Raw genomic sequence first — 21157 nt, forward strand, 5'->3', positions numbered from 1 at the left:
CCAATCATCCGTGATTGGCTTTTTTATTTACACTCTCTAATCAACCAATAAATGCTGATATTTATCGGCTTGTTTACGCAAATAGTCCCAAACCAACTTAATGCGCGGTTCATGCTGTAAATCAACAAAAGTCAGCATCCAGAAGGTATGAGTAAAGCGAACTTGCTGCTCTAAAACAACGTCCAGTTCTGGTTTATCATCTGCTAAAAACTTGGGCAAAATCGCAAGGCCTGCACCAGCACTCACCGCAATTTGTTGAGCCAAAATACTACTGCTACGGAAGTTGGCATTCAGCTTCAAGGGTAAGCGTTCTAAACAGTACAACTCTGGGCTATACACCAGATCATCAATATAGTTCACAAAGCGGTGTTGGGTTAAATCTTCTAAACCACGAATGGGCGGATTCTGCGCCAGATAGTTTTGGCTGCCATAAATTTTTAAACAATAGTCAGATAGCCGCGTAATGATGTAGGGACCAGACGTTGGACGATCAATCGTCACCACAATATCTGCTTCACGGTGCGAAAGCTTAATCATTTTAGGCACTGGAATCAGGTCGATGGTGAGCAATGGATACTGGATGGAGAACTCAGCCAGTAAGCGGGCTAAAAACGCAGTACCAAAACCTTCTGGTGTGCCAATTCGCACACGTCCTTGCAAGGGTTGATGTGGTTTTTCAATTTGTAAGAAAGCTTGTTCCATTTGCTCAACTCGAGGAACAAGTGCCATGCCTTCTAAAGTCAATTCATACCCCGTTGCCTCACGCTTAAATAACGTGGTGCCTAAAGCGAGTTCTAGAGCCTGAATTCGTCTAGCCACCGTACTATGCTCAACGCCAATAATACGTGCGGCATTGGTTAAAGTTTTTGTACGTGCTAAAACCAGAAAAAATTGTAGATGATCCCAATCCATTTTCATTTTTGTTATTGTCCCTGTGCATATTTGCACAACAATCGTGCATGAATTTGCATTGGTGGTCAAAGGTTTCTTTGTTAGTCTCAAATGAAACTGAAATAAAGAAAATCCCGCACATGGGTATTTTCTAATAAGTGAACACAATAAAAATATGGCCTACGGAGAGGTTATGAACACAATCCAAAAAATCGAATTGGAAACCGCTAAATTACTCATTAACGGAAATTTTATCGAATCTGAAACACAGGAATGGCAAGACATTGTTAACCCTGCAACTCAGGAAGTGATTGGTCGTGTACCATTTGCAACGGTTCAAGAAGTCGATGCTGCTATTCAAGCTGCACAAGATGCTTTTGCTTCTTGGCGTCAAACCCCAATTCAGGCACGCATGCGCATCATGCTTAAACTGCAAGATTTGATTCGTGCCAACATGAAGGAAATTGCGCAAGTACTGACGGCTGAACAAGGCAAAACCTTGGCAGATGCTGAAGGCGATATTCAACGTGGTTTAGAAGTGGTGGAACATGCTTGTTCAATCGGTACTCTACAAATGGGTGAATATGTCGAGGGTGTGGCACGTGGTGTAGACACTTATACCTTGCAGCAACCTTTGGGTGTGTGTGCTGGGATTACGCCGTTTAACTTTCCAGCGATGATTCCGCTGTGGATGTTCCCAATGGCGATCGTTTGTGGCAACACCTTCGTTTTAAAACCATCAGAACAAGACCCGTTATCGACCATGATGCTCGTTGAACTTGCGATTCAAGCAGGTATTCCGGCAGGTGTGCTGAATGTTGTGCATGGTGGTAAAGAAGTGGTTGACCGTTTGTGTACCCATAAAGACATTAAAGCCATTTCATTTGTTGGCTCAACTGCGGTTGGAACGCATGTTTATAACCTTGCTGGGCAACATGGCAAACGCGTGCAGTCGATGATGGGTGCAAAAAACCATGTGGCTGTTATGCCAGATGCCAATAAAGAACAAACCTTAAATGCTTTGGTCGGTGCTGCATTTGGTGCTGCTGGGCAACGCTGTATGGCATTGTCGGTTGCAGTCATGGTGGGTGAAAGCAAACAGTGGATTCAAGAATTAGTCGAAAAAGCGAAAACCTTAAAAGTAAATGCGGGCCATGAGCCAAATACTGACATTGGTCCAGTTATTTCAAAACGTGCCAAAGCGCGTGTGCTTGATTTAATTAATAGCGGTGTCGAGCAAGGTGCTGAGTTGCTACTCGATGGTCGTGATGTGCAAGTTCAAGGCTATGAATCGGGCAACTTTGTTGGTGCGACAATTTTTAGTGGCGTAACTACCGACATGCGCATTTATAAAGAAGAAGTCTTTGGACCTGTACTTTCAATTATTTGTGTAGACACACTTGAGGAAGCGATTGCGCTCATCAATGCCAATCCATTTGGTAACGGTGTAGGTCTATTTACACAAAGCGGTGCGATTGCACGTACTTTCCAAAACATGATTGATATTGGTCAGGTTGGTATCAATATTCCAATTCCTGTACCAGTACCTTTCTTTAGTTTTACGGGTTCAAGAGGCTCAAAACTTGGTGATTTGGGACCATATGGCAAACAAGCTGTGCAGTTCTATACCCAAACTAAAACGATTACCAGTCGTTGGTTTGAAGATAGCCATGAAGTTGGCGGTGTAAATACAACAATTAATTTACGTTAAGGGGATCATGGATGAATATCGCCTTTATCGGTCTAGGAAATATGGGCGGCAGAATGGCCCAGAACTTACTTAAAGCCGGAATCAAAGTTTATGGTTATGACCTCAGTGAAGTGGCGATTCAGCACTTTGCCGAGGCAGGTGGTGTGGTGTGTGATAGCCCTCAGGCAGCAGCGAAACACGCGGATGTGGTCATTAGCATGTTGCCTGCGGCAAAACATGTAAAAGAGGTTTACTTAGGCGAAAATGGTGTTTTAGAAGTGCTAAAAGCAGGTAGCTTATGCATTGATAGCAGTACCATTGACCCGCAAACCATTAAAGATATTGCCGCTGTTGCACAGAGTAAAAATATTAAAGTCTGTGATGCGCCAGTTTCAGGTGGAACCATTGGTGCTCAAGCAGGAACCTTAACCTTTATGGTGGGTGCCGATGAGCAAACCTTTAATGAAGTGAAACCTGTTCTAAGTTACATGGGCAAAAATATTGTTCATTGTGGCGAGGTTGGTGCAGGTCAAATTGCCAAAATCTGCAATAACCTGATTTTAGGTATTTCAATGGCTGCTGTTGCCGAAGGTATGGCACTCGGTGTGAAGTTAGGCATTGACCCACAAGCATTGGCAGGCGTCATTAACACCTCAAGCGGTCGTTGCTGGAGCTCGGATGTGTGTAACCCATGGCCGCATATTAATGAAAATGCGCCAGCATCTCGAGGTTATCAAGACGGTTTTGCGACTCAGCTGATGCTGAAAGATTTAGGACTCGCTGTTGAGGCCGCGGGCCAAGTCAAACAGCCAGTTGTATTAGGTGGCATGGTACAGCAGCTCTATCAGCAAATGTGCATGCGTGGTAATGCTCATCTTGATTTTTCGAGCATTATTCATCAATACCTGCCACAAGAAGCATAACGGTAAAGCCAAAGGATGGCTTTAAACAAATGAAACCCTGTCGTGAATAACAAATCCAGACTGAGGGAAAAGATATGATGGATTATCAAAATGCTGCGCAAGTTTTCGATTTGGAAAGCACTGCAAAACACATGTTGTCAGGTTCACTCGATGCATTAAATGCTTGTTATGAATGCTGTGACCGCCATGCTGATGGCGATAAAGTTGCTTTGTATTGGCAAGGAAAAGACGGTCGCAAAGAGCAATATACCTTCCGTGAGTTGAAGGAATGGTCCAGTCAATTTGCCAACTTCTTAAAATCACAAGGTGTGAAAGCAGGCGACCGTATTTCAGGTCTATTACCGAGAACACCTGAACTAATTGTGACCATTTTTGCGGCGTGGCGAATTGGTGCCGTGTATCAACCGTTATTTACTGCATTTGGTCCTAAAGCGATTGAACACCGTATTCAGCTTGCACAAAGTAAGCTAGTGGTGACTGATGTAGGTAACCGCAGTAAGCTTGATGAAATTGAGAATTGCCCTGCAATTGTGACGGTGGCCGACGCACAAGGTACTCTGCTTAAAGTAGGTGATTTTAACTTTTGGAATGAAGTGAAGCAGCAGTCCGATCAATGCGATTTGGTCATGCGTAGCATCCAAGATCCTTTCTTACTTATGTTTACTTCAGGTACTACAGGGCCTGCCAAACCATTGGAAGTGCCCTTAAAAGCACTGATTGCCTTTGGGCGATATATGCAAGATGCCATTGGTTTAACCGAAGAAGATTCGTTTTGGAACATTGCCGATCCGGGTTGGGCGTATGGTTTGTACTATGCGATTACTGGGCCGTTATTCTTAGGCCACGCCACATTGTTCTATGAAGGTGGTTTCAGTACAGATAGCCTATGCCAAATTGTGAAGGATTATAAAATTAACAATTTGGCAGGTGCACCGACTGCCTACCGCATGATGATGGCGGCTAATCCTGCACAAATGGCACCCCTAAAAGGCCAGTTCCGTGTTGTTAGCAGTGCAGGCGAACCGCTTAACCCAGAAGTAATTCGCTGGTTTAAACAAGTGCTTGATGCTCCGATTTATGACCACTATGGACAAACCGAGGTGGGAATGGTGGTGTGTAATCATCATGGTTTAAAACATGAAATTCATGCTGGTTCAGCAGGCTTCCCAAGTCCGGGCTATCGCGTTGCCATTGTCAATGAACAAGGGGAAGAGCTTCCGCCAGATACACCGGGAATTTTAGCAGTCGACATTAGCCAGTCTCCAATGATGTGGTTTGGTGGCTATAAAGAAACCCGAAAATCACCGTTTGTTGGTCATTACTATTTAACTGGTGACACTGCCGAGCTACATGCAGATGGCAGCATGAGCTTTGTTGGGCGTAGTGATGATGTGATCACCACATCGGGCTACCGTATTGGACCTTTTGATGTAGAAAGTGCCTTACTTGAACATGATGCTGTGATTGAGGCGGCAGTCATTGGTGTACCTGACCCAGAGCGTACCGAAGTGGTTAAAGCATTTGTAATTTTAGCTGCGGGTGTTCAACCTTCAGATGTACTTGCCGAACAACTCAGCCAATTTGTTAAACGACGACTTTCTGCACATGCTTACCCACGTTTAGTTGAATTTGTGAGTGAATTACCTAAAACTCCAAGTGGCAAAATTCAACGCTTTTTATTGCGTAATCAAGAAATTGCTAAACAACAAGCTAAAGCAGGGTAAAGGAAATAACAATGCAACTTACAGAAGAACAATTACTTATTCGTGATATGGCAAAAAGTTTCGCCCAAGAACAAATCAAGCCCAATGCCAGTGATTGGGATAGAGACGGAACGTTTCCGAAAGAGACTTTGACCCAAATGGGGCAACTCGGTTTTATGGGAATGCTCGTTTCAGAGCAATGGGGCGGTTCAGACACGGGCAACTTAGCATATGTGCTTGCGCTTGAAGAAGTTGCAGCAGCCGATGGTGCAACCTCGACCATCATGAGCGTACATAACTCGGTTGGCTGTGTGCCCATTTTAAAATTTGGTACCGATGAGCAAAAAGAACGGTTTTTAAAACCGTTGGCACAAGGTGAAATGATCGGCGCTTTTGCCTTAACTGAACCACATACAGGGTCAGATGCAGCAGCTCTAAAAACTCGTGCGGTTAAAGATGGCGATGATTACATTTTAAATGGAGCCAAGCAGTTTATTACCTCTGGTCATAATGCAGGTGTGATTATTGTGTTTGCAGTGACTGACCCGAGTGCAGGCAAAAAGGGCATTAGTGCCTTTTTAGTCCCACGCGATACATTGGGTTACGAGGTTATTCGTGTTGAAGAAAAACTAGGCCTGCATGCTTCTGATACTTGCCAGATTGCCCTGACAGATGTGCGTATTCATAAAAGCCTCATGTTGGGCAAAGAAGGTGAAGGTTTAAAAATCGCACTTGCAAATTTAGAAGGTGGTCGTATTGGTATTGCTGCGCAAGCAGTGGGTCTAGCGCGTGCAGCACTTGAAGAAGCAACTCGATATGCAAAAGAGCGTATTACTTTTGGAAAACCAATTTTTGAGCACCAAGCCATCGCATTTCGCCTTGCTAGTATGGCAACCGAAATTGAAGCAGCCAGACAACTGGTTCACTATGCTGCACGTCTCAAAGAAGCAGGTCAGCCATGTCTAAATGAAGCTTCAATGGCCAAGTTGTTTGCTTCGGAAATGACAGAGCGTGTGTGCTCAAATGCCTTACAGGTGTTTGGTGGTTATGGTTATCTCAAAGACTTCCCGATCGAACGTATCTACCGCGATGCCCGTATTTGTCAAATTTATGAAGGTACAAGCGATATTCAACGTTTAGTCATCGCCCGTAGTCTATAAAACCAGAACAAGGAATAAATAATGCAGTGGCAAAGTATTTTATTAGAAAAGCGTAATGGGGTTGGACTGATTACATTAAATCGCCCTCAAGCGCTCAATGCTTTAAACAGCGAATTAATTAGTGAGATTAATCAGGCATTAGATCAGCTCGAAAAAGACCGCGAAATTGGTTGCATGGTGTTGGCAGGCTCTGAAAAGGCTTTTGCTGCAGGTGCCGACATTAAAGAAATGGCCGATTTGGCATTTCCTGATATTTATTTTGATGACTTTTTTCATCTTGCAGACCGTATCGCACAGCGCCGTAAACCTTTAATTGCTGCTGTGAGCGGCTATGCGTTAGGTGGTGGTTGTGAATTGGCACTCATGTGTGACTTTATTTATTGTGCTGACAATGCCAAGTTCGGCTTACCTGAAGTCACTTTAGGCGTAATTCCGGGTATTGGTGGGACACAGCGCTTAACCCATGCGATTGGTAAAGCCAAAGCCATGGAAATGTGTTTTACCGCACGACAAATGGGCGCGGTAGAAGCAGAGCAAAGTGGTTTGGTTGCACGTGTGTTTAGCAAAGAAGAATTACTTGAACAAACCCTGCAAGCAGCAGAGAAAATCGCTGCAAGATCTTTGACTGCAAACATGATGCTCAAAGAAACGATTAACCGAGCTTTTGAAGTGAACCTTACCGAAGGCTTGCGTTTTGAAAGACGTATGTTCCATTCAATTTTTGCAACATCTGACCAAAAAGAAGGAATGCAGGCCTTCGTTGAAAAACGGCAGGCAAATTTTAAAAATCAATAAGAGATCAATAAAATGAATACAGAAAATCACTTAATGATTGAGCAACAAGGTAAGTTGGGCCTGATTACCTTAGATCGCGTGACTCATCTCAATGCATTGTCGCTAGACATGATTGAAGGCATTGGTGCCCAGTTAGAATTATGGCGAAATGATGCTGCTGTTCAGGCTATTTTGATTAAATCGAACAGTCCAAAAGCCTTTTGTGCAGGTGGAGATATTCGCTATCTCTACGACAGTTATAAAAATGGCACAGCTGATCATAAAGGTTATTTCAGTGCCGAATATAAAATGCTGACTACACTGCGTGAATATGAAAAACCAGTTGTGGTTGTGCTCGATGGCTATGTATTAGGTGGTGGTTTTGGTTTGGCTCAGGCTTGTCACATTGTTGTGAGCAGCGAAAAGTCTAGATTTGCCATGCCTGAAACCGCTATTGGTTTTTTCCCAGACGTTGGCGCAACGCATTTCCTTTCTCGACTCGATGATATCGGTGTTTATTTGGCAATTACGGGCGAGCAGATCAGCAGCAGTGATGCACTCTATCTCGACTTAATTGATTACCATGTGCCAAGCGAGCAATTACAAACTTTACAAGATGCTCTTGCTGAAGCGCCAAGTTTAAGCAAAGAGAGAATTGAACACATCATTACCAGATTTATTACTCGTCCTGCTGAAAGTGAGTTAAAACAACTCGCCGAAGGTATTCGTAAACATTTCGGATTTCAGCATTTAGATGAAATCGAGCAAAGTCTTGAAAATGAACAAGATGAGAACTTAAAGACTTGGGCAAACAAGATGCTCAGCATTTTGCAACAGCGTTCATTTATTGCCAAACAGACGAGCTTGAAGCTACAACATTTAGGCCGTGGGCTGTCTTTACAGCAATGTATGCAGCTTGAACGCGACTTACAAGACATCTGGTTTGAGCATGGTGACTTTATTGAGGGTGTTCGTGCACTCATTGTCGATAAAGACAAACAACCACAGTGGCAAGAACGTAATACGGAGCTAGAGCAAATTTTAGAAAAACTGAGCTAAACCGCATTACAAAAATATAAAAGCTTAAGGAGATAAAGCGAGACCTGAAAATGCTTATGGTCAGGGCTGGTCATAAGCATAAAAAAGATAAAACAAGAAAATCCAAAAAAGGAAATTGCGATGCAAACAATACAAGGAAATGGTTCAAATTCTAAAAAGTCATCACATCGATTAGCAGGCATCTCTAGCATGGTTGGTACCACCATTGAGTGGTATGACTTTTTTGTTTACGGCGCGGCCGCGGCTCTCATCTTTAATAAGTTATTTTTTCCAAATCTTGATCCACTTACTGGTGTACTTGCAGCATTTGCGACGTATGCCGTTGGGTTCATTGGAAGACCATTAGGCGGGTTGGTCTTTGGGCATTTTGGTGACAAGATTGGTCGTAAATCGATGTTGTTGCTAACACTCATGTTAATGGGGATTCCGACCGTATTGATTGGCCTGTTACCGACTTATGAATCTATTGGATATTGGGCTGCAATCGGTTTGGTCATCTTACGATTTATTCAAGGCATGGCAATGGGCGGTGAATGGGGCGGTGCTGTGCTTATGGCCGTTGAACATGCGCCCGAAGGCGGTAAAGGGTTTTGGGGAAGTCTGCCTCAAGCCAGCACGGGTGGCGGCTTAATGCTCGCCTCAATCGCACTTGGACTGGTGTCGTTATTGCCTGAACAGGCCCTGTTTAGCTGGGGTTGGCGTCTACCATTTCTTGCCAGCATTATTTTACTGGCAGTAGGTTGGTACATTCGAGTGAAAGTGCCTGAGTCACCAGATTTTGAAAAAGTAAAACAGCAGTCTGAAGAAGTTAAAGTTCCTGCCTTTCAAGTTTTTAAAAATCATCCGAAGCAACTTATAACAATTATTTTAGCTCGTGCTGCCGAGAATGCATGGTTCTATATTGCTTCAACCTTTACATTGGCCTATACCACTGCTCAACTTGGGATCGCACGCCAAGATATTTTGTTTGCCACCATTTGCGGTGCGGTGGTCATTCTATTTATGACTCCATTCTGTGGACATCTGTCAGATAAAGTGGGTCAACGCAATATGTTTATGTTTGGCCTATGCGTTTTAGCAATTTATTGCTATCCATTTTTTACCATGCTCAACACGAAAGACCCAGTATTGGTTTGGACCGCAATAGTTTTAGCAATTGGTGTGGTTTTTCCGATTATGTATGCGCCACAAGCTCAGCTTTTTGCGCGTCAATTTCCAGCAGAAATCCGTTATAGCGGAATCTCAATTTCGGTACAGTTGGCTGGGGTACTTGGTGGTGGTTTAGCCCCGTTAATTGCGACGAAACTTTTAAGTATCGGGCAGGGTAATCCTTACTTAATTATGATTTACATTGGGTCTATGGCTGTCGTTGCGATTATATCGACTTCATTTATGCCACGTGATTGGCAGACTAAAACTGATGAGGCTTATCATAAGAAATCAGAATTAAATTTGAAAACCAAGATTACTGAGCATTCTTAATGTAAAAAGTTTAGATAGAAAAAGCCCTAGTCTTTCGACTAGGGCTTTTTAAATTTGGAATGGGGAATGAGACTCAAACTCGTGACCCTAATCTTGGTAAAGTTATCGAAATTTTAAAGATTAAATTATTTATAGTTGTGTGGTGTCCTATTAAATAAGAGTAGGTCATTTTGAGAGGCGTTCATTAGGGCGCGTCCCATAAAGGACTACACATCAATCAAGCATGCAAACATAGCATATCCATCGATAGTCATTGGTGGTCCTGCACGATGAGCACGAAAACCCGCAGCGCGTAATAACCGCTCTACTCCAATAGGTGAGGTCGTAATGAGTTGTTTTGCACCTTGTTCTCTTGCAAAGTTAATTGCTTCTTTCAGAATTGCAATTGAGACGGGTGATGATACTGCTTGACTAGCAGAAGAAGGTGGATTCGAAAAATCTACGGCTGAAAATCTTGATAATTCCCAAATTTCTGGTGAGCAAGGAATAGGCATTCCATTCATTAATTGAGGAAATATTTCACCGAGTAAATAGGGTTGAGTGGTGGGTAAAAGTCTAGCGCAGCCGATAATATTAGATTCTCTATCTTGAGCGACGACATAAGCTGTATCGACTTTATCAAATTGATCTAGTTCTTCATTGTTTGGACAGTTTAACTCCCAACCCAAATGTTCAACAAATACCCTGTAGCGGTAACTTTTAAATTTGGTATATAGGCCTTCTGAAAAATTGTTTTGGAATCCAACAATAACATTCATTACAAGCGCTTCCACTTATTTTTCAGGCGACTTTACTCGACAGCTGGAAAGGTGGTAACTGTAAGAATTTACAGGTTTCTAAGAGAAGTTTGGACTTAATTTAATCTTTGTTTGCGCTGTATTGATTTGAGCATAAATGAACTGCTCCCAAAACAAAGTATCTATTTTTTTTTCGATCAGTGTTTCAGTAACATCAAATCCAATATCTGTACCAGACACATCAACAATCATTATATTGCTGCGAGGTAGACCAATTCGCTTTAAGGTAGCAATGCCATTTTGCTCAATGAACTCCCAGTCCCATCCAGTACTTAAAGCTGGAGTAAGTGACGTTGCCCATTCAGTAAAACCATAATAGAGAATTTGAGACTCTTCAAAGTGTGTTGATTCAACCATAGAAGTAATGTGTTGGAGAGGATAGCTCATAAGCTGGTTTTCGTTCATCCGAATAAAACCATCTATTGAGATTGAAAAATAAGGGGGCATTGTGAGCATGCTACCTGTTCAAGTGACTTGAATTGCAGTTCCATAGATAAATAACATAAATTATTGCCAACAAAATACTGTTATGTTTAACAGGTCAACTTTAGTCTGGCGATATACAGCGTTAAGCTGTTCTTTAGAAGGTACTTCAAATCGTGAGGTTTACCTATGTGGAAATTGAGCATTTTTTAGCTTTAATATGAAAAATACCATTCTTTAAAATTATAAAAAGGGCATATTTTTTATATACATTTTAAATAATATCTATCTCTATTATTAAAATAAGATTTTGTGACACGAATATAATTGTTTTTAGCTTCTCTATATAATAAATAGGAAAATTATACAGTTTTTATCGTTAATGATAGGTATTCTTTAGTTAAATTAATAGAAAAATGCAATTAAAAATAAATAAAAATACTCATTTTTTGGAATAAAATGCATCCTGTAAATTTAAGATTCTCAAGCATAATCTTTACATGGAATATAACAACTTAAAAAAGATTTTTGAAAATTATTTTATCCGAATAATTTACGATCATCTAAGGCTAAAGGTGTGGGTAATTGGATGATGAATTCGAAATCTGTAATCGAGAAAACAATAAAAGAAGAGTAGGTGTTGAAAATGTATTTGGCCGTCTAAAAACCTTTTAGATTCTCGCGGCACATTATTGAAATAGGAGTGAAAATTAGCCCTGCTCTAAAAGTTGATTGCTGGGATTCACAATATACAACTGAACAAAAATGATTTATGAACGAGGTTTAAGAGGAGAAATGGAAAATTGGCAAGAAGATCTAATATCAGCATCTCTTATAGCAAAAAATGAATACCAGCTTTTTGAGATTGTAAAATCTACAGCTTTAAAGCTCGGATTTGATTATTGTGCTTATGGTATGCAGGCGCCATTATCTATTGCTGAACCAAAAACGATTATGTTGAATAATTATCCACAAGCATGGCAGAAGCGTTATGTGGAACAGCAGTACGTGGAGATAGATCCAACGGTGCGGCATTGTATGGTGTCACTGCAACCTCTTGTCTGGTCGAGCCAATCTCCAAAGACACAATCTCAAAAAGATTTCTGGGAGGAGGCGCGTTCTTATGGTTTAAATGTTGGTTGGGCGCAGTCAAGCCGTGATTTTATTGGTACAAGAGGGATGTTAACACTAGCAAGATCCACTGACCAATTATCAGAAAAAGAGCAAAAAGCACAATATACAAATATGTACTGGTTGACTCAAACAGTGCATTCAAGCATTGCTAAAATTGTGAATGACGTAGAATTTGCTCAGTTTAATCTTTATTTAACGAACCGTGAAAAAGAGGTTCTGCGTTGGACTGCTGAGGGTAAAACATCAGCAGAGATTGCTCAGATTCTCGGGGTTACTGAAAGAACTGTAAATTTTCATCTCTGTAACTCAATGCAGAAACTAAATGTGAATAATAAAATCTCAGCAGCTATTCGGGCTGTGATGTTGGGGATTTTGTAAGAATACACATACAAATAATAGAGAAATTAAATGTTGTATTTTAATAAAGAAAATAATTATTTGATTTATATTTAAAATAAAAAATAATGAGTTATTTGGGAGTATTCTTGGATTTGATTGAAATATGGTTTTTATAGTGCAATTGTTTTTGGAAATTTTTTAAAAATAAGATAATTTTTAATATTGATAATAAAGTAAATAATAGTTTTTATAAAAATAAAATTTTATTTTATTGATATATTTTATAATATTGAGAACTTATATTTTATACATGATATATAGATAATATACATCGATTTTAAGGTGATATCTTGATCACGGTATTGTGTATGATTTTGAGCTATTCAAAGGCTATTTAAAGCAAATTTTTTTAGGATTTTTATCCTTGTAGATAAAGGCTATTAGGGATTTTTTTTGAATACAAGATCTACAATCAAGAGGTTTAACAAAATAAGAATAACAACTGGGCATAGAGTGGGCAGGCTAAAAATCTTTAGAAACCTTGCTGAATATTGTTGAAATAGAAGCAAAATATTGGGTTTAAGATTTAATTTAATTTTCAGGGTTCACAATATTGAACTGAATAAAAATAATTTACGAAAGAAATCTAGTGTCTTAATTTTCAATAAATACAGGCTAACCTGTAAACCCTTACAGGTGTAATAAAAAACAGTCGCACATAAAATATAATGTGAATTTATATTTTAAACAAAAAAAGTATATTCATTTTTATTAAAAGCCCCAGCTAGAAGTTTAGTTTCTGAATTAGCGAGTTTTAAGGGGGAATTATAATTAATCGGAGTAAGTTATGGCTGTAATGGGTACGGACAATATCATTGCAACATTGGAATCCCACGCAAATTTAAATGGAGCTAAGGTTGCTTTCGAGTATTTGGGTCGGCAATCCGGTGGTATTCAATCTCTGACGTATGAAGATTTGAACGCACGGGTTCAACATCAAGCCCAAATATTAATGAACCTTGTAGACAGTGGCGATCGTGCCGTGTTGTTGTTCGAGCCTGGGCTGGACTTTATCGTATCTTTCTTTGCCTGTTTGAAAGCTAAAATTATTGCAGTGCCAGTCAGCTTGCCTTTTAATCGTAATGGTTTTTCTAATATTTTGAATATTATGAATGACTGTGAGCCAAAGATAGTACTCACAACTCAAAAGATTCTTGAGCTATCAGGTCTTATCACATTAAAAGCTCAAAATGAAAATTTAATATTGCATGCTGTCAATGCCGAATTACAGCGTGACTTGGTGGAAAAAGATTTTCCGCGCATTGATGAAGATGATGTTTGCTTCCTTCAATACACTTCAGGTTCAACTGGTTGGCCTAAAGGTGTGATTGTTACCCATAAAAATATTATGGCAAACGAAGTAATGATTGCTGAAGCTTTTGGCACACAGCCTGATGATATTGGCCTTACATGGTTACCTGTCTATCACGACATGGGATTGATCGGTTCGGTTTTACAGACCGTATATGTGGGGCTAACCTGCTATGTAATGTCGCCACTGGATTTTATCCGTAAACCTTTTAAGTGGCTGCAATTCATTAGTGAAAAAGGGGTCACGATTAGTGGTGGGCCAAATTTTGCCTATGAATTGTGTTTGCATCGCATTTCGGATGAGGACGCTGCATCGCTTGATCTGAGCCGTGTGCGTGTGATGTTCAACGGTGCTGAGCCAATCAAGGCTAACGTCATGCAGCGCTTCATGGAAAAGTTCAATACTCAGTCGAAATTGAGACTAGACACTTTCTTGCCGTGCTATGGCTTGGCAGAAGTTACGCTCTTAGTCAGTGGTGTGACCGGGCCTCTCAATGCTATTTCGATAGACCGTGAAAAGTTGAATGCCAATTTGGTACAGACCAATCAAGATCAGACATCCGTTCAAGTGGTGAGTTGTGGCAAGATCTCTGCACACATTGATTGTCGTATCGTCAATCCACACACCCACAAAGAGGTGGGAGCTCATGAAGTTGGTGAAATCTGGCTAGCAGGCAAGAGTGTCACTGCAGGGTACTGGCAGAAACCAGAGGTCAATCAGGAAACCTTTGCTGCAACCATCCTCGATAAAGCAGGTAAGTCTGGTCAAGTGCATTACTTGAGAACCGGTGATATGGGCTTTATCAAAAATGGAGACCTTTATGTAACTGGTCGCCTTAAGGATGTGATCATTATTCGTGGTAAAAATTATTATCCACAAGATATCGAGTGCTCAGTCGAAGTAGCGCATCCTGCTGTGCGTAAAGGTTGTGTCGCAGCAGTGAATTTCGGTAATTCTGAAGGTGTTACGGTTGTACTTGAGATCAAAAAGAAGTCGCTAGATAAGACTCTTAATTTTGAAACCATCAGAACTCAGGTTAAAGAGCAAGTGGCGGCTGATATCGGTTTACCTGTAGAAGGTGTTTATTTGCTGCATCAAGGTCGAATCAACAAGACCACCAGCGGCAAAATCAGAAGAAGAAAAATTAAAGAGCAGATCGAGCGCGGTCAACTGGTCTGTTTAACCCATCCAAACCGTAGAACAGCGATTGCTCGAAACTATGTCAAGAACGGTTTAGACGTTATCCGTGATCGTGAGCAGCGAGGGCAGCTGATTCGTTATAGCTCCAATCTACTCAACTCAATGATCAAGGAACGAGAAGTGCGCGCGCTCATTTTTAATCGATTGAAAAGTGCTTTGTTTTAATCCTTACCCTTTAATCATTTGAGCGAAAACTCATGTCACTTACGTCCAATTTGCGGCAGTTTCAGTCTGCTGCTCGTCTGGAGCAAATTTTAGGCTCCGTACACGATACCAATAATGATTTTTCTTGGTCCGCTGCCATCGAACGTGATGAGAAAGAGCAGTATCCTCAGCGTGCTGTTGATTTTCTGAATGCTGTAGGCATGAACCGTTTTTATGTACCTTCAGAGCTTGGAGGTCGCATGGAAATTGGTGAAGAGTTGCTATATCTACATCGCGTGCTGGCACGACGTGATCTAACCATCAACTCGACCTATAGCACGAATGCTTGGTCTGTGATTGTATGGATCGGTGGTAATCCTAATCAATGCCAAAACATCGCTAGTCGAATTCTAAGCGGTGCCGCACCAGCGCTGGCTTATAGCGAGAAGGCGCATGGTGCCGATCTCTTATCCAGTGAAGTGACTGCACAGCCTGGCGAGAGCAAGTACATTTTAAATGGCGAAAAATGGTCAATCAATCGTGCCACTTTGGGAGATTCCCTAAGTCTGATTGCCAAAACATCGGAAGACCGTGGACCCCGTAGCCTGAGTGCATTCTGGCTTGATAAGCGTCACATGGCTTCTAAAGGAACGTATAGCCTGAACCGCTTACCAACAGTTGGTATGCGTGGGTTAGATATCAGCGGTATTGGCTTTAACAATGCCGAAATTCACAAAGATGCCCTGATTGGTGAAGAAGGCCAAGGGTTAGAGCTTGGGCTTAAGACGCTACAGGTGACGCGTGCTTATTGCAGTAGTTTCTCTTTGGGTGCTGGCGATACGATGCTGCGCATTGCGACCGAGTTTGCTATTGAACGCGAGTTGTATAACAAAAAAGTTATTAATATCGCTCTAGTGCGTGAGCAACTTGCTACAGCCTATGCCTATTTGCTTGCGGCTGAGGTGTTATCACTCGTTGGTGCACGCGGGCTACATGTCTGTATCAATCAGTTCAGTACATGGTCACCGATCGTCAAAGTACTAGTGCCTGAATATGTAGAGTCACTTGCCAAGATTACTTCTTCAGTACTTGGGTCACGTTTTTTCTTAAGAAATGCATATGCGGATGGCATGTACCAAAAAGCCTTCAGAGATCATCTGATCGTTAGTGTGTTTGACGGCAGTAGCACCGTCTGTTTAGACAGCCTGAGTTTTCAGCTCAAATCTGCCAATAAAGGGCGTAGCAAAAAAGTCGATCATCTCAATCAAGCCGAAGCTAAAGCACGTTATCGCCAGTTGTATGACTTACTGGTGGAGACAGATGCTATTGATTTTCGTGAGCTTGAGATTTTCAACCGAGATGGTGACTTGGTGATGGAGTCACTAGGGACAATCATCGAAATGCTCAACGATGCCGATGTCACAGCAGGATTATCTGCTGAAACACTATCTACGCTACGTGAGCGAGTGGACCAGCTTCTTGTTGAACAGCGTTCATTGGATCAAAAAATTCAGGATTACTTCTCAAATTCAGAGCAAAGCAAAGAGTTTGAAACGTTGCGTTTCAGTCTCGCCCGTAACTACGCCGAGTTGTTTTCCCGCATTGCTGTGCTGGGTTTTTGGGTCTTTAACCGTCATGGCTTAAGACCTGCTTTGCAGGATGGTGCATGGCTGATCATTTTTTTAAATGCTGCTGAAGGGCAGGCATTCCCTCCTAAGACATCACTACGTGAAAGCACATTGGCAGATCTGCTGGACCGAATTTCAACCAACCATATGTTATCTGTTATCGATTTTGCATTGGCACCACGTGATGCCAAACCAGTTAAAGAGGAGATTACCCCATGAATAAGGATAAAGCTTACTGGAGCGCGATCATTCGTAAGCTCGTAGCTAAAGAAATGCGTGTAGAGCCTGAGATGATTGATCCAGAACAAAAATTTACGAGTTATGGTCTTGATTCGATCGTTGCTTTGTCTGTGTCTGGGGATTTAGAAGATCTGACCAAACTGGAACTTGAACCGACATTACTATGGGATTATCCAACAATCAATGAGTTGGCTGAATATCTTGTTTCTGAGTTGCAACAGGGAGTTGCTTCATGAACAACATTGCACACCTAGAACCAAAAATTCTGTCGCGTCATGCGATTTCTGCAGAGCAGCTTGGTATTTGGTATATTCAACGTCTTGAGCCAACTTGCAGTGCCTACAATATGGTGGTGGCTTTTGATGTAAAGGTTAACCAACCATTAGGCAATAAGCCGATGGAGATTTTGGAAGCGGTGATGCATGATTATCCGTTATTACGTGTAAGCATGCCTGCCAATGATCAGGGGATTGAGCAATTCATTTGGGATCGCGTATATCCTAATATCATTTTCTCTGATACTCGTCATGTTGAAGCTTCTGATTTGACCCAATTGGTTGAACAGGATACCAAGCAACCATTTGACCTAACTCATCCACCATTGTGGCGTATTCATTGTTATGAACGTGGTCAGAATCACTATGTGATTGCAGTTGTGATTCATCATGCCTTAATGGATTTTTGGTCGATTGGTCTATTACTACGTGATGTCTGCAAGCGTTTTGGACTGGTAACAGAGTCAAATGTAGTGAACGGAATCGAGTTTGCACAGTATGCTGATAAGCAGAAGAGCAACGCGATCGATGATTCTGATGAAAGCCTACTCTTCTGGAAAAATGCGTTAAAGCATGCTCCACATGTTCATAGCATTCCGCTTGATTATCCGCGTCCAGCTGTGCAGCAACATAAAGGCAGCTCGGTAATTTTTCGTGTGCCTGAGTCAGTATCGTCTGGTCTTGTGAACTTGGCGAAAGACTATGAGATCACATTATTCGGTCTTGTATTGTCTGGTTTCTATATCCTGCTGAATAAACTATCGAATGAAAATAATTTAGTCATTGCCACAGCAGTAGCCGGTAGACTTGAACGTTCTTTGCGCAATGCGTTAGGGCAGTTTGTCAATACAATTGCTCTTCACATGGACATCGATGCTGATCAGACTTTACGTCAATTTACACAGCAGGTGCAGGAACAATTAAAACTGAGCCTCAAGCATCAAAAAGTTGCTTTTTCCAGAGTGGTTGAGGCTGTCTCACCAAAGCGTGATGGCAGTATTAATCCATTGGCTCAGGTGGGAATGTTCTGGGAACGTCTAGGTGGTATGGATGAGTTTAAAGAACTACTTTTGCCAATCCAAAATCCAGCTACTTTAGTTGGTCAAGACCTGACGTTAGGAAGTTTTCCGGTTCGCCAGCAAGAAGGTCAATTAGATATTATGCTGGAAATGGGTGGTGAATATCAGGGTGAACTGGTTGGCGTACTGAAATATAACTCCGAGCTATTTTCTGCGGAGTCTGCAGAGAACATGGTGCAACTGCTGCAAGTCGTACTATCAGAGATGGTAGCTCATCCTGAATGTAAGATCGTTGAGTTAGATATCGCACCTGATTATGCGAATGGCATCCAGCTAGGCTACCTACTTGGTCAGGTTACTGACTATCCTAGACATGATCTACTATCAATGATTCTGAAGCAGATCGATGAGCGTGGTGACAGCTACGCTATGACTTCTAGAGATCATGCGGTTAGCTATCATGAGTTAGGTCAGCATATCGCTGGTATCGCTGAATATTTGCGTGCACACGGTATTACCAATGGTGATCGTGTAGGTCTGATGGTAGAGCGTACGGCGCTATTGCCAGCGGCAATCCTCGGAATCTGGGCGGCAGGGGCAGCATATGTACCGTTGGATCCTAGTTTTCCAAGAGAACGTCTACATAACATCGTAGAAGATGCTGCACCTAAAGTGATCTTGACCCAAACTGAGCTGATGGATGCTCTCACAGCTCCTGTACCACGTCTGGATATCAATCAAGCTGGTGTTGTAGCCCTTGAGCAAGTGCGTGAGACACTTGCCTTTGGTGATACCGCTTATGTGATGTACACCTCAGGTTCGACAGGCAAACCTAAAGGCGTGCGTATTGGACATCCTTCAATAGCCAATTTCTTGTTGTCTGTGAATGATAGGCTGCAAGCAACGACTGAGACTCAGTTGTTAGCGATCACCACTTATGCATTTGATATTTCAGTTGTTGAGCTACTGATTCCGTTGATGTACGGCGGTGTGGTGCATGTGTGTCCACGTGAAGTATCACTAGATGGTAACCTTCTGGTGGACTACATGCAGACAAAGTCGATCAATGTTATGCAGGCGACACCGTCCTCTTGGAAAATGCTTTTGGACAGTGAGTGGAATGGCATCCCATATCTGACCGCACTTAGCGGAGGCGAAGCGCTGGATCCTATACTGGCAGAAAAGCTGCTGAGTAAAGTCAGCTGTCTATGGAATGTCTACGGCCCGACAGAAACCACTGTGTGGTCCAGTGCAGCCCACATCACCGATGCAAAATATATTGATTTAGGCGAACCAATGGCGAACACCCAGCTTTATGTTCTTGATGAACAACAGCGGTTGGTTCCACGGGGCGTTATGGGAGAGCTCTGGATTGGAGGCGATGGTCTGGCAGTCGATTATTGGCATCGACCTGAGCTGACGGATGCGCAGTTTAGAACCTTACCATCCCTGCCAAATGCTGGTCGACTCTATCGCACTGGAGATAAAGTCTGTCTGCGGATGGATGGACGTTTGACTCATCATGGACGTCTGGATTTCCAAGTCAAGATCCGTGGATTCCGTATTGAACTGGGCGAAATAGAGAATGTTCTCAAACAGATCGACGGTATTACAGATGCAGTAGTCTTGGTTAAGACCACAGCGGACAACGATCAGAAACTAGTGGCTTATGTGACTGGGCATGAGATTGACATGACTAGTTTGAAAAAGACCCTGCAAATCCATCTCCCAGCTTATATGGTGCCAAGTACGTTTATTCGATTGGATGAGTTTCCAATGACGGCTAACAATAAGTTAGATCGTAAGGCATTTCCTGAGCCAGTGTTTGAGCAGAGCAGTGATTATGTTGCACCACGCGATTCGATCGAAATCGAGCTCTGTACTACCTTTGAACAGATCCTGTCGGTAAAGCGAGTTGGTATACATGATGATTTCTTTGAGTTAGGCGGGCATTCGTTACTGGCTGTGAAGCTTGTCAATCATCTCAAGAAGATATTTGGTACCGAATTATCAGTTGCCTTACTGGCACAGTACTCTACCGTAGAGAGTTTGGGTGAGATCATCCGCGAAAATAAAGAAATCAAACCTTCCATCGTAATCGAACTACGTCGTGGAACCTATGAGCAACCGCTGTGGCTGTTCCATCCGATTGGTGGCAGTACCTTCTGTTATATGGAACTCTCGCGTCATCTCAATCCAAGCCGTACCTTACGTGCTATTCAGTCTCCTGGTCTAATTGAAGCAGATGCGGCTGAAGTGGCGATTGAGGAAATGGCGACGCTCTATATTGGTGAAATGCAAAAGATGCAGCCTCAGGGGCCTTATTTCCTTGGTGGTTGGTGCTTTGGCGGTGCGATTGCATACGAGATCAGTCGTCAGTTGCGTCAAATGGGGCAGCAGGTAACAGGCATTGTCATGATCGATACTCGTGCTCCAATTCAAGAGAATGTGCCTGAAGATGCCGATGATGCCATGCTTTTATCTTGGTTCGCTCGTGATCTTGCTGTGCCTTATGGCAAAAAGCTGACGATACCAGCGCAATACTTGCGTGAATTGAGTCCAGATCACATGTTTGATCATGTGCTTAAAGAAGCTAAGGCTATCAATGTCATACCTCTGGATGCCAACCCATCAGATTTCCGACTTTACTTTGATACTTATTTGGCGAATGGCGTCGCACTCCAGACCTATTTCCCAGATCCTGAGGATTTCCCGATTCTCTTGGTTAAAGCTAAAGATGAGCTGGAAGATTTTGGTGAAAGCCTAGGTTGGGATCAACTGATCAAAGATACGCTTACACAGGTGGATCTGCCTGGTGACCACTCATCGATTATGTTCGCTGAGAACGTCGTAGCTGTGGCTCAGACAATTGATCAGATGTATCCAATCCCTGCATAAAAAATA

Annotated in this window: 15 protein-coding genes; 12 read left to right on the plus strand and 3 right to left on the minus strand. The window is 42.2% G+C overall.

Going from position 1 to position 21157, the window contains the following annotated elements:
• Positions 1–36: 36 nt before the first annotated feature.
• Complete coding sequence (locus tag I5515_RS14025; protein WP_199967919.1) at positions 37–918, minus strand: LysR family transcriptional regulator; 882 nt, start codon at positions 916–918, stop codon at positions 37–39.
• 166 nt (positions 919–1084) lie between these two features.
• On the opposite strand from I5515_RS14025, the gene I5515_RS14030 reads away from it, so the two are divergent.
• The 7 genes from I5515_RS14030 to I5515_RS14060 all read left to right on the plus strand — a co-directional run bounded on the left by I5515_RS14030 (position 1085) and on the right by I5515_RS14060 (position 9682).
• Positions 1085–2602, plus strand: coding sequence for a CoA-acylating methylmalonate-semialdehyde dehydrogenase (locus I5515_RS14030; RefSeq protein WP_199967921.1), 1518 nt, complete (start codon positions 1085–1087; stop codon positions 2600–2602).
• An 11-nt stretch (positions 2603–2613) separates the two neighbouring features.
• A complete protein-coding gene (gene mmsB / locus I5515_RS14035; RefSeq protein WP_199967929.1) occupies positions 2614–3504 on the plus strand; it encodes a 3-hydroxyisobutyrate dehydrogenase in 891 nt (296 codons plus the stop codon).
• A gap of 74 nt (positions 3505–3578) precedes the next feature.
• On the plus strand, positions 3579–5228 hold the full coding sequence (locus I5515_RS14040; protein WP_199967930.1) for an AMP-binding protein: 1650 nt from the start codon (positions 3579–3581) through the stop codon (positions 5226–5228).
• Between the two features lie 11 nt (positions 5229–5239).
• The gene (locus I5515_RS14045) at positions 5240–6367 is read left to right on the plus strand and encodes an acyl-CoA dehydrogenase family protein (RefSeq protein ID WP_199967931.1); all 1128 of its coding nucleotides are present in this window, start codon (positions 5240–5242) and stop codon (positions 6365–6367) included.
• A gap of 21 nt (positions 6368–6388) precedes the next feature.
• The gene (locus I5515_RS14050) at positions 6389–7162 is read left to right on the plus strand and encodes an enoyl-CoA hydratase (protein ID WP_163120025.1); all 774 of its coding nucleotides are present in this window, start codon (positions 6389–6391) and stop codon (positions 7160–7162) included.
• 12 nt (positions 7163–7174) lie between these two features.
• Complete coding sequence (locus I5515_RS14055) at positions 7175–8200, plus strand: enoyl-CoA hydratase/isomerase family protein (protein WP_199967932.1); 1026 nt, start codon at positions 7175–7177, stop codon at positions 8198–8200.
• Positions 8201–8320: 120 nt separating this feature from the next.
• Entirely contained in the window at positions 8321–9682 is a 1362-nt protein-coding gene (locus I5515_RS14060) for an MFS transporter (RefSeq protein WP_199967933.1), read from the plus strand.
• 206 nt (positions 9683–9888) lie between these two features.
• Here the strand turns inward: I5515_RS14060 and abaI are convergent, their stop codons facing one another.
• Positions 9889–10455 carry an acyl-homoserine-lactone synthase AbaI gene (gene abaI, locus I5515_RS14065; RefSeq protein WP_199967935.1) on the minus strand — a complete coding sequence of 189 codons (567 nt, stop codon included), beginning with the start codon at positions 10453–10455 and terminating at the stop codon, positions 9889–9891.
• A gap of 63 nt (positions 10456–10518) precedes the next feature.
• Positions 10519–10935 carry a DUF4902 domain-containing protein gene (locus I5515_RS14070; protein ID WP_199967937.1) on the minus strand — a complete coding sequence of 139 codons (417 nt, stop codon included), beginning with the start codon at positions 10933–10935 and terminating at the stop codon, positions 10519–10521.
• Between the two features lie 762 nt (positions 10936–11697).
• On the opposite strand from I5515_RS14070, the gene abaR reads away from it, so the two are divergent.
• From abaR to I5515_RS14095, 5 genes are all read left to right on the plus strand, one after another.
• Positions 11698–12414, plus strand: a complete 717-nt coding sequence (abaR, locus tag I5515_RS14075) for a LuxR family transcriptional regulator AbaR (RefSeq protein ID WP_199967939.1) — start codon at positions 11698–11700, stop codon at positions 12412–12414.
• 808 nt (positions 12415–13222) lie between these two features.
• On the plus strand, positions 13223–15112 hold the full coding sequence (locus I5515_RS14080) for a fatty acyl-AMP ligase (protein WP_199967940.1): 1890 nt from the start codon (positions 13223–13225) through the stop codon (positions 15110–15112).
• A 50-nt stretch (positions 15113–15162) separates the two neighbouring features.
• Positions 15163–16938, plus strand: a complete 1776-nt coding sequence (locus I5515_RS14085; protein WP_199968042.1) for an acyl-CoA dehydrogenase — start codon at positions 15163–15165, stop codon at positions 16936–16938.
• Positions 16935–17195, plus strand: a complete 261-nt coding sequence (locus I5515_RS14090; RefSeq protein ID WP_199967941.1) for an acyl carrier protein — start codon at positions 16935–16937, stop codon at positions 17193–17195. Before I5515_RS14085 ends, I5515_RS14090 begins: the two co-directional genes overlap by 4 nt.
• A complete protein-coding gene (locus tag I5515_RS14095) occupies positions 17192–21151 on the plus strand; it encodes a non-ribosomal peptide synthetase (protein WP_199967942.1) in 3960 nt (1319 codons plus the stop codon). The genes I5515_RS14090 and I5515_RS14095 overlap by 4 nt, the downstream gene beginning before the upstream one ends.
• The last annotated feature ends 6 nt before the right edge of the window (positions 21152–21157 follow it).

The organism is Acinetobacter calcoaceticus, assembly GCF_016508255.1.
Classification (GTDB): domain Bacteria; phylum Pseudomonadota; class Gammaproteobacteria; order Pseudomonadales; family Moraxellaceae; genus Acinetobacter; species Acinetobacter calcoaceticus_E.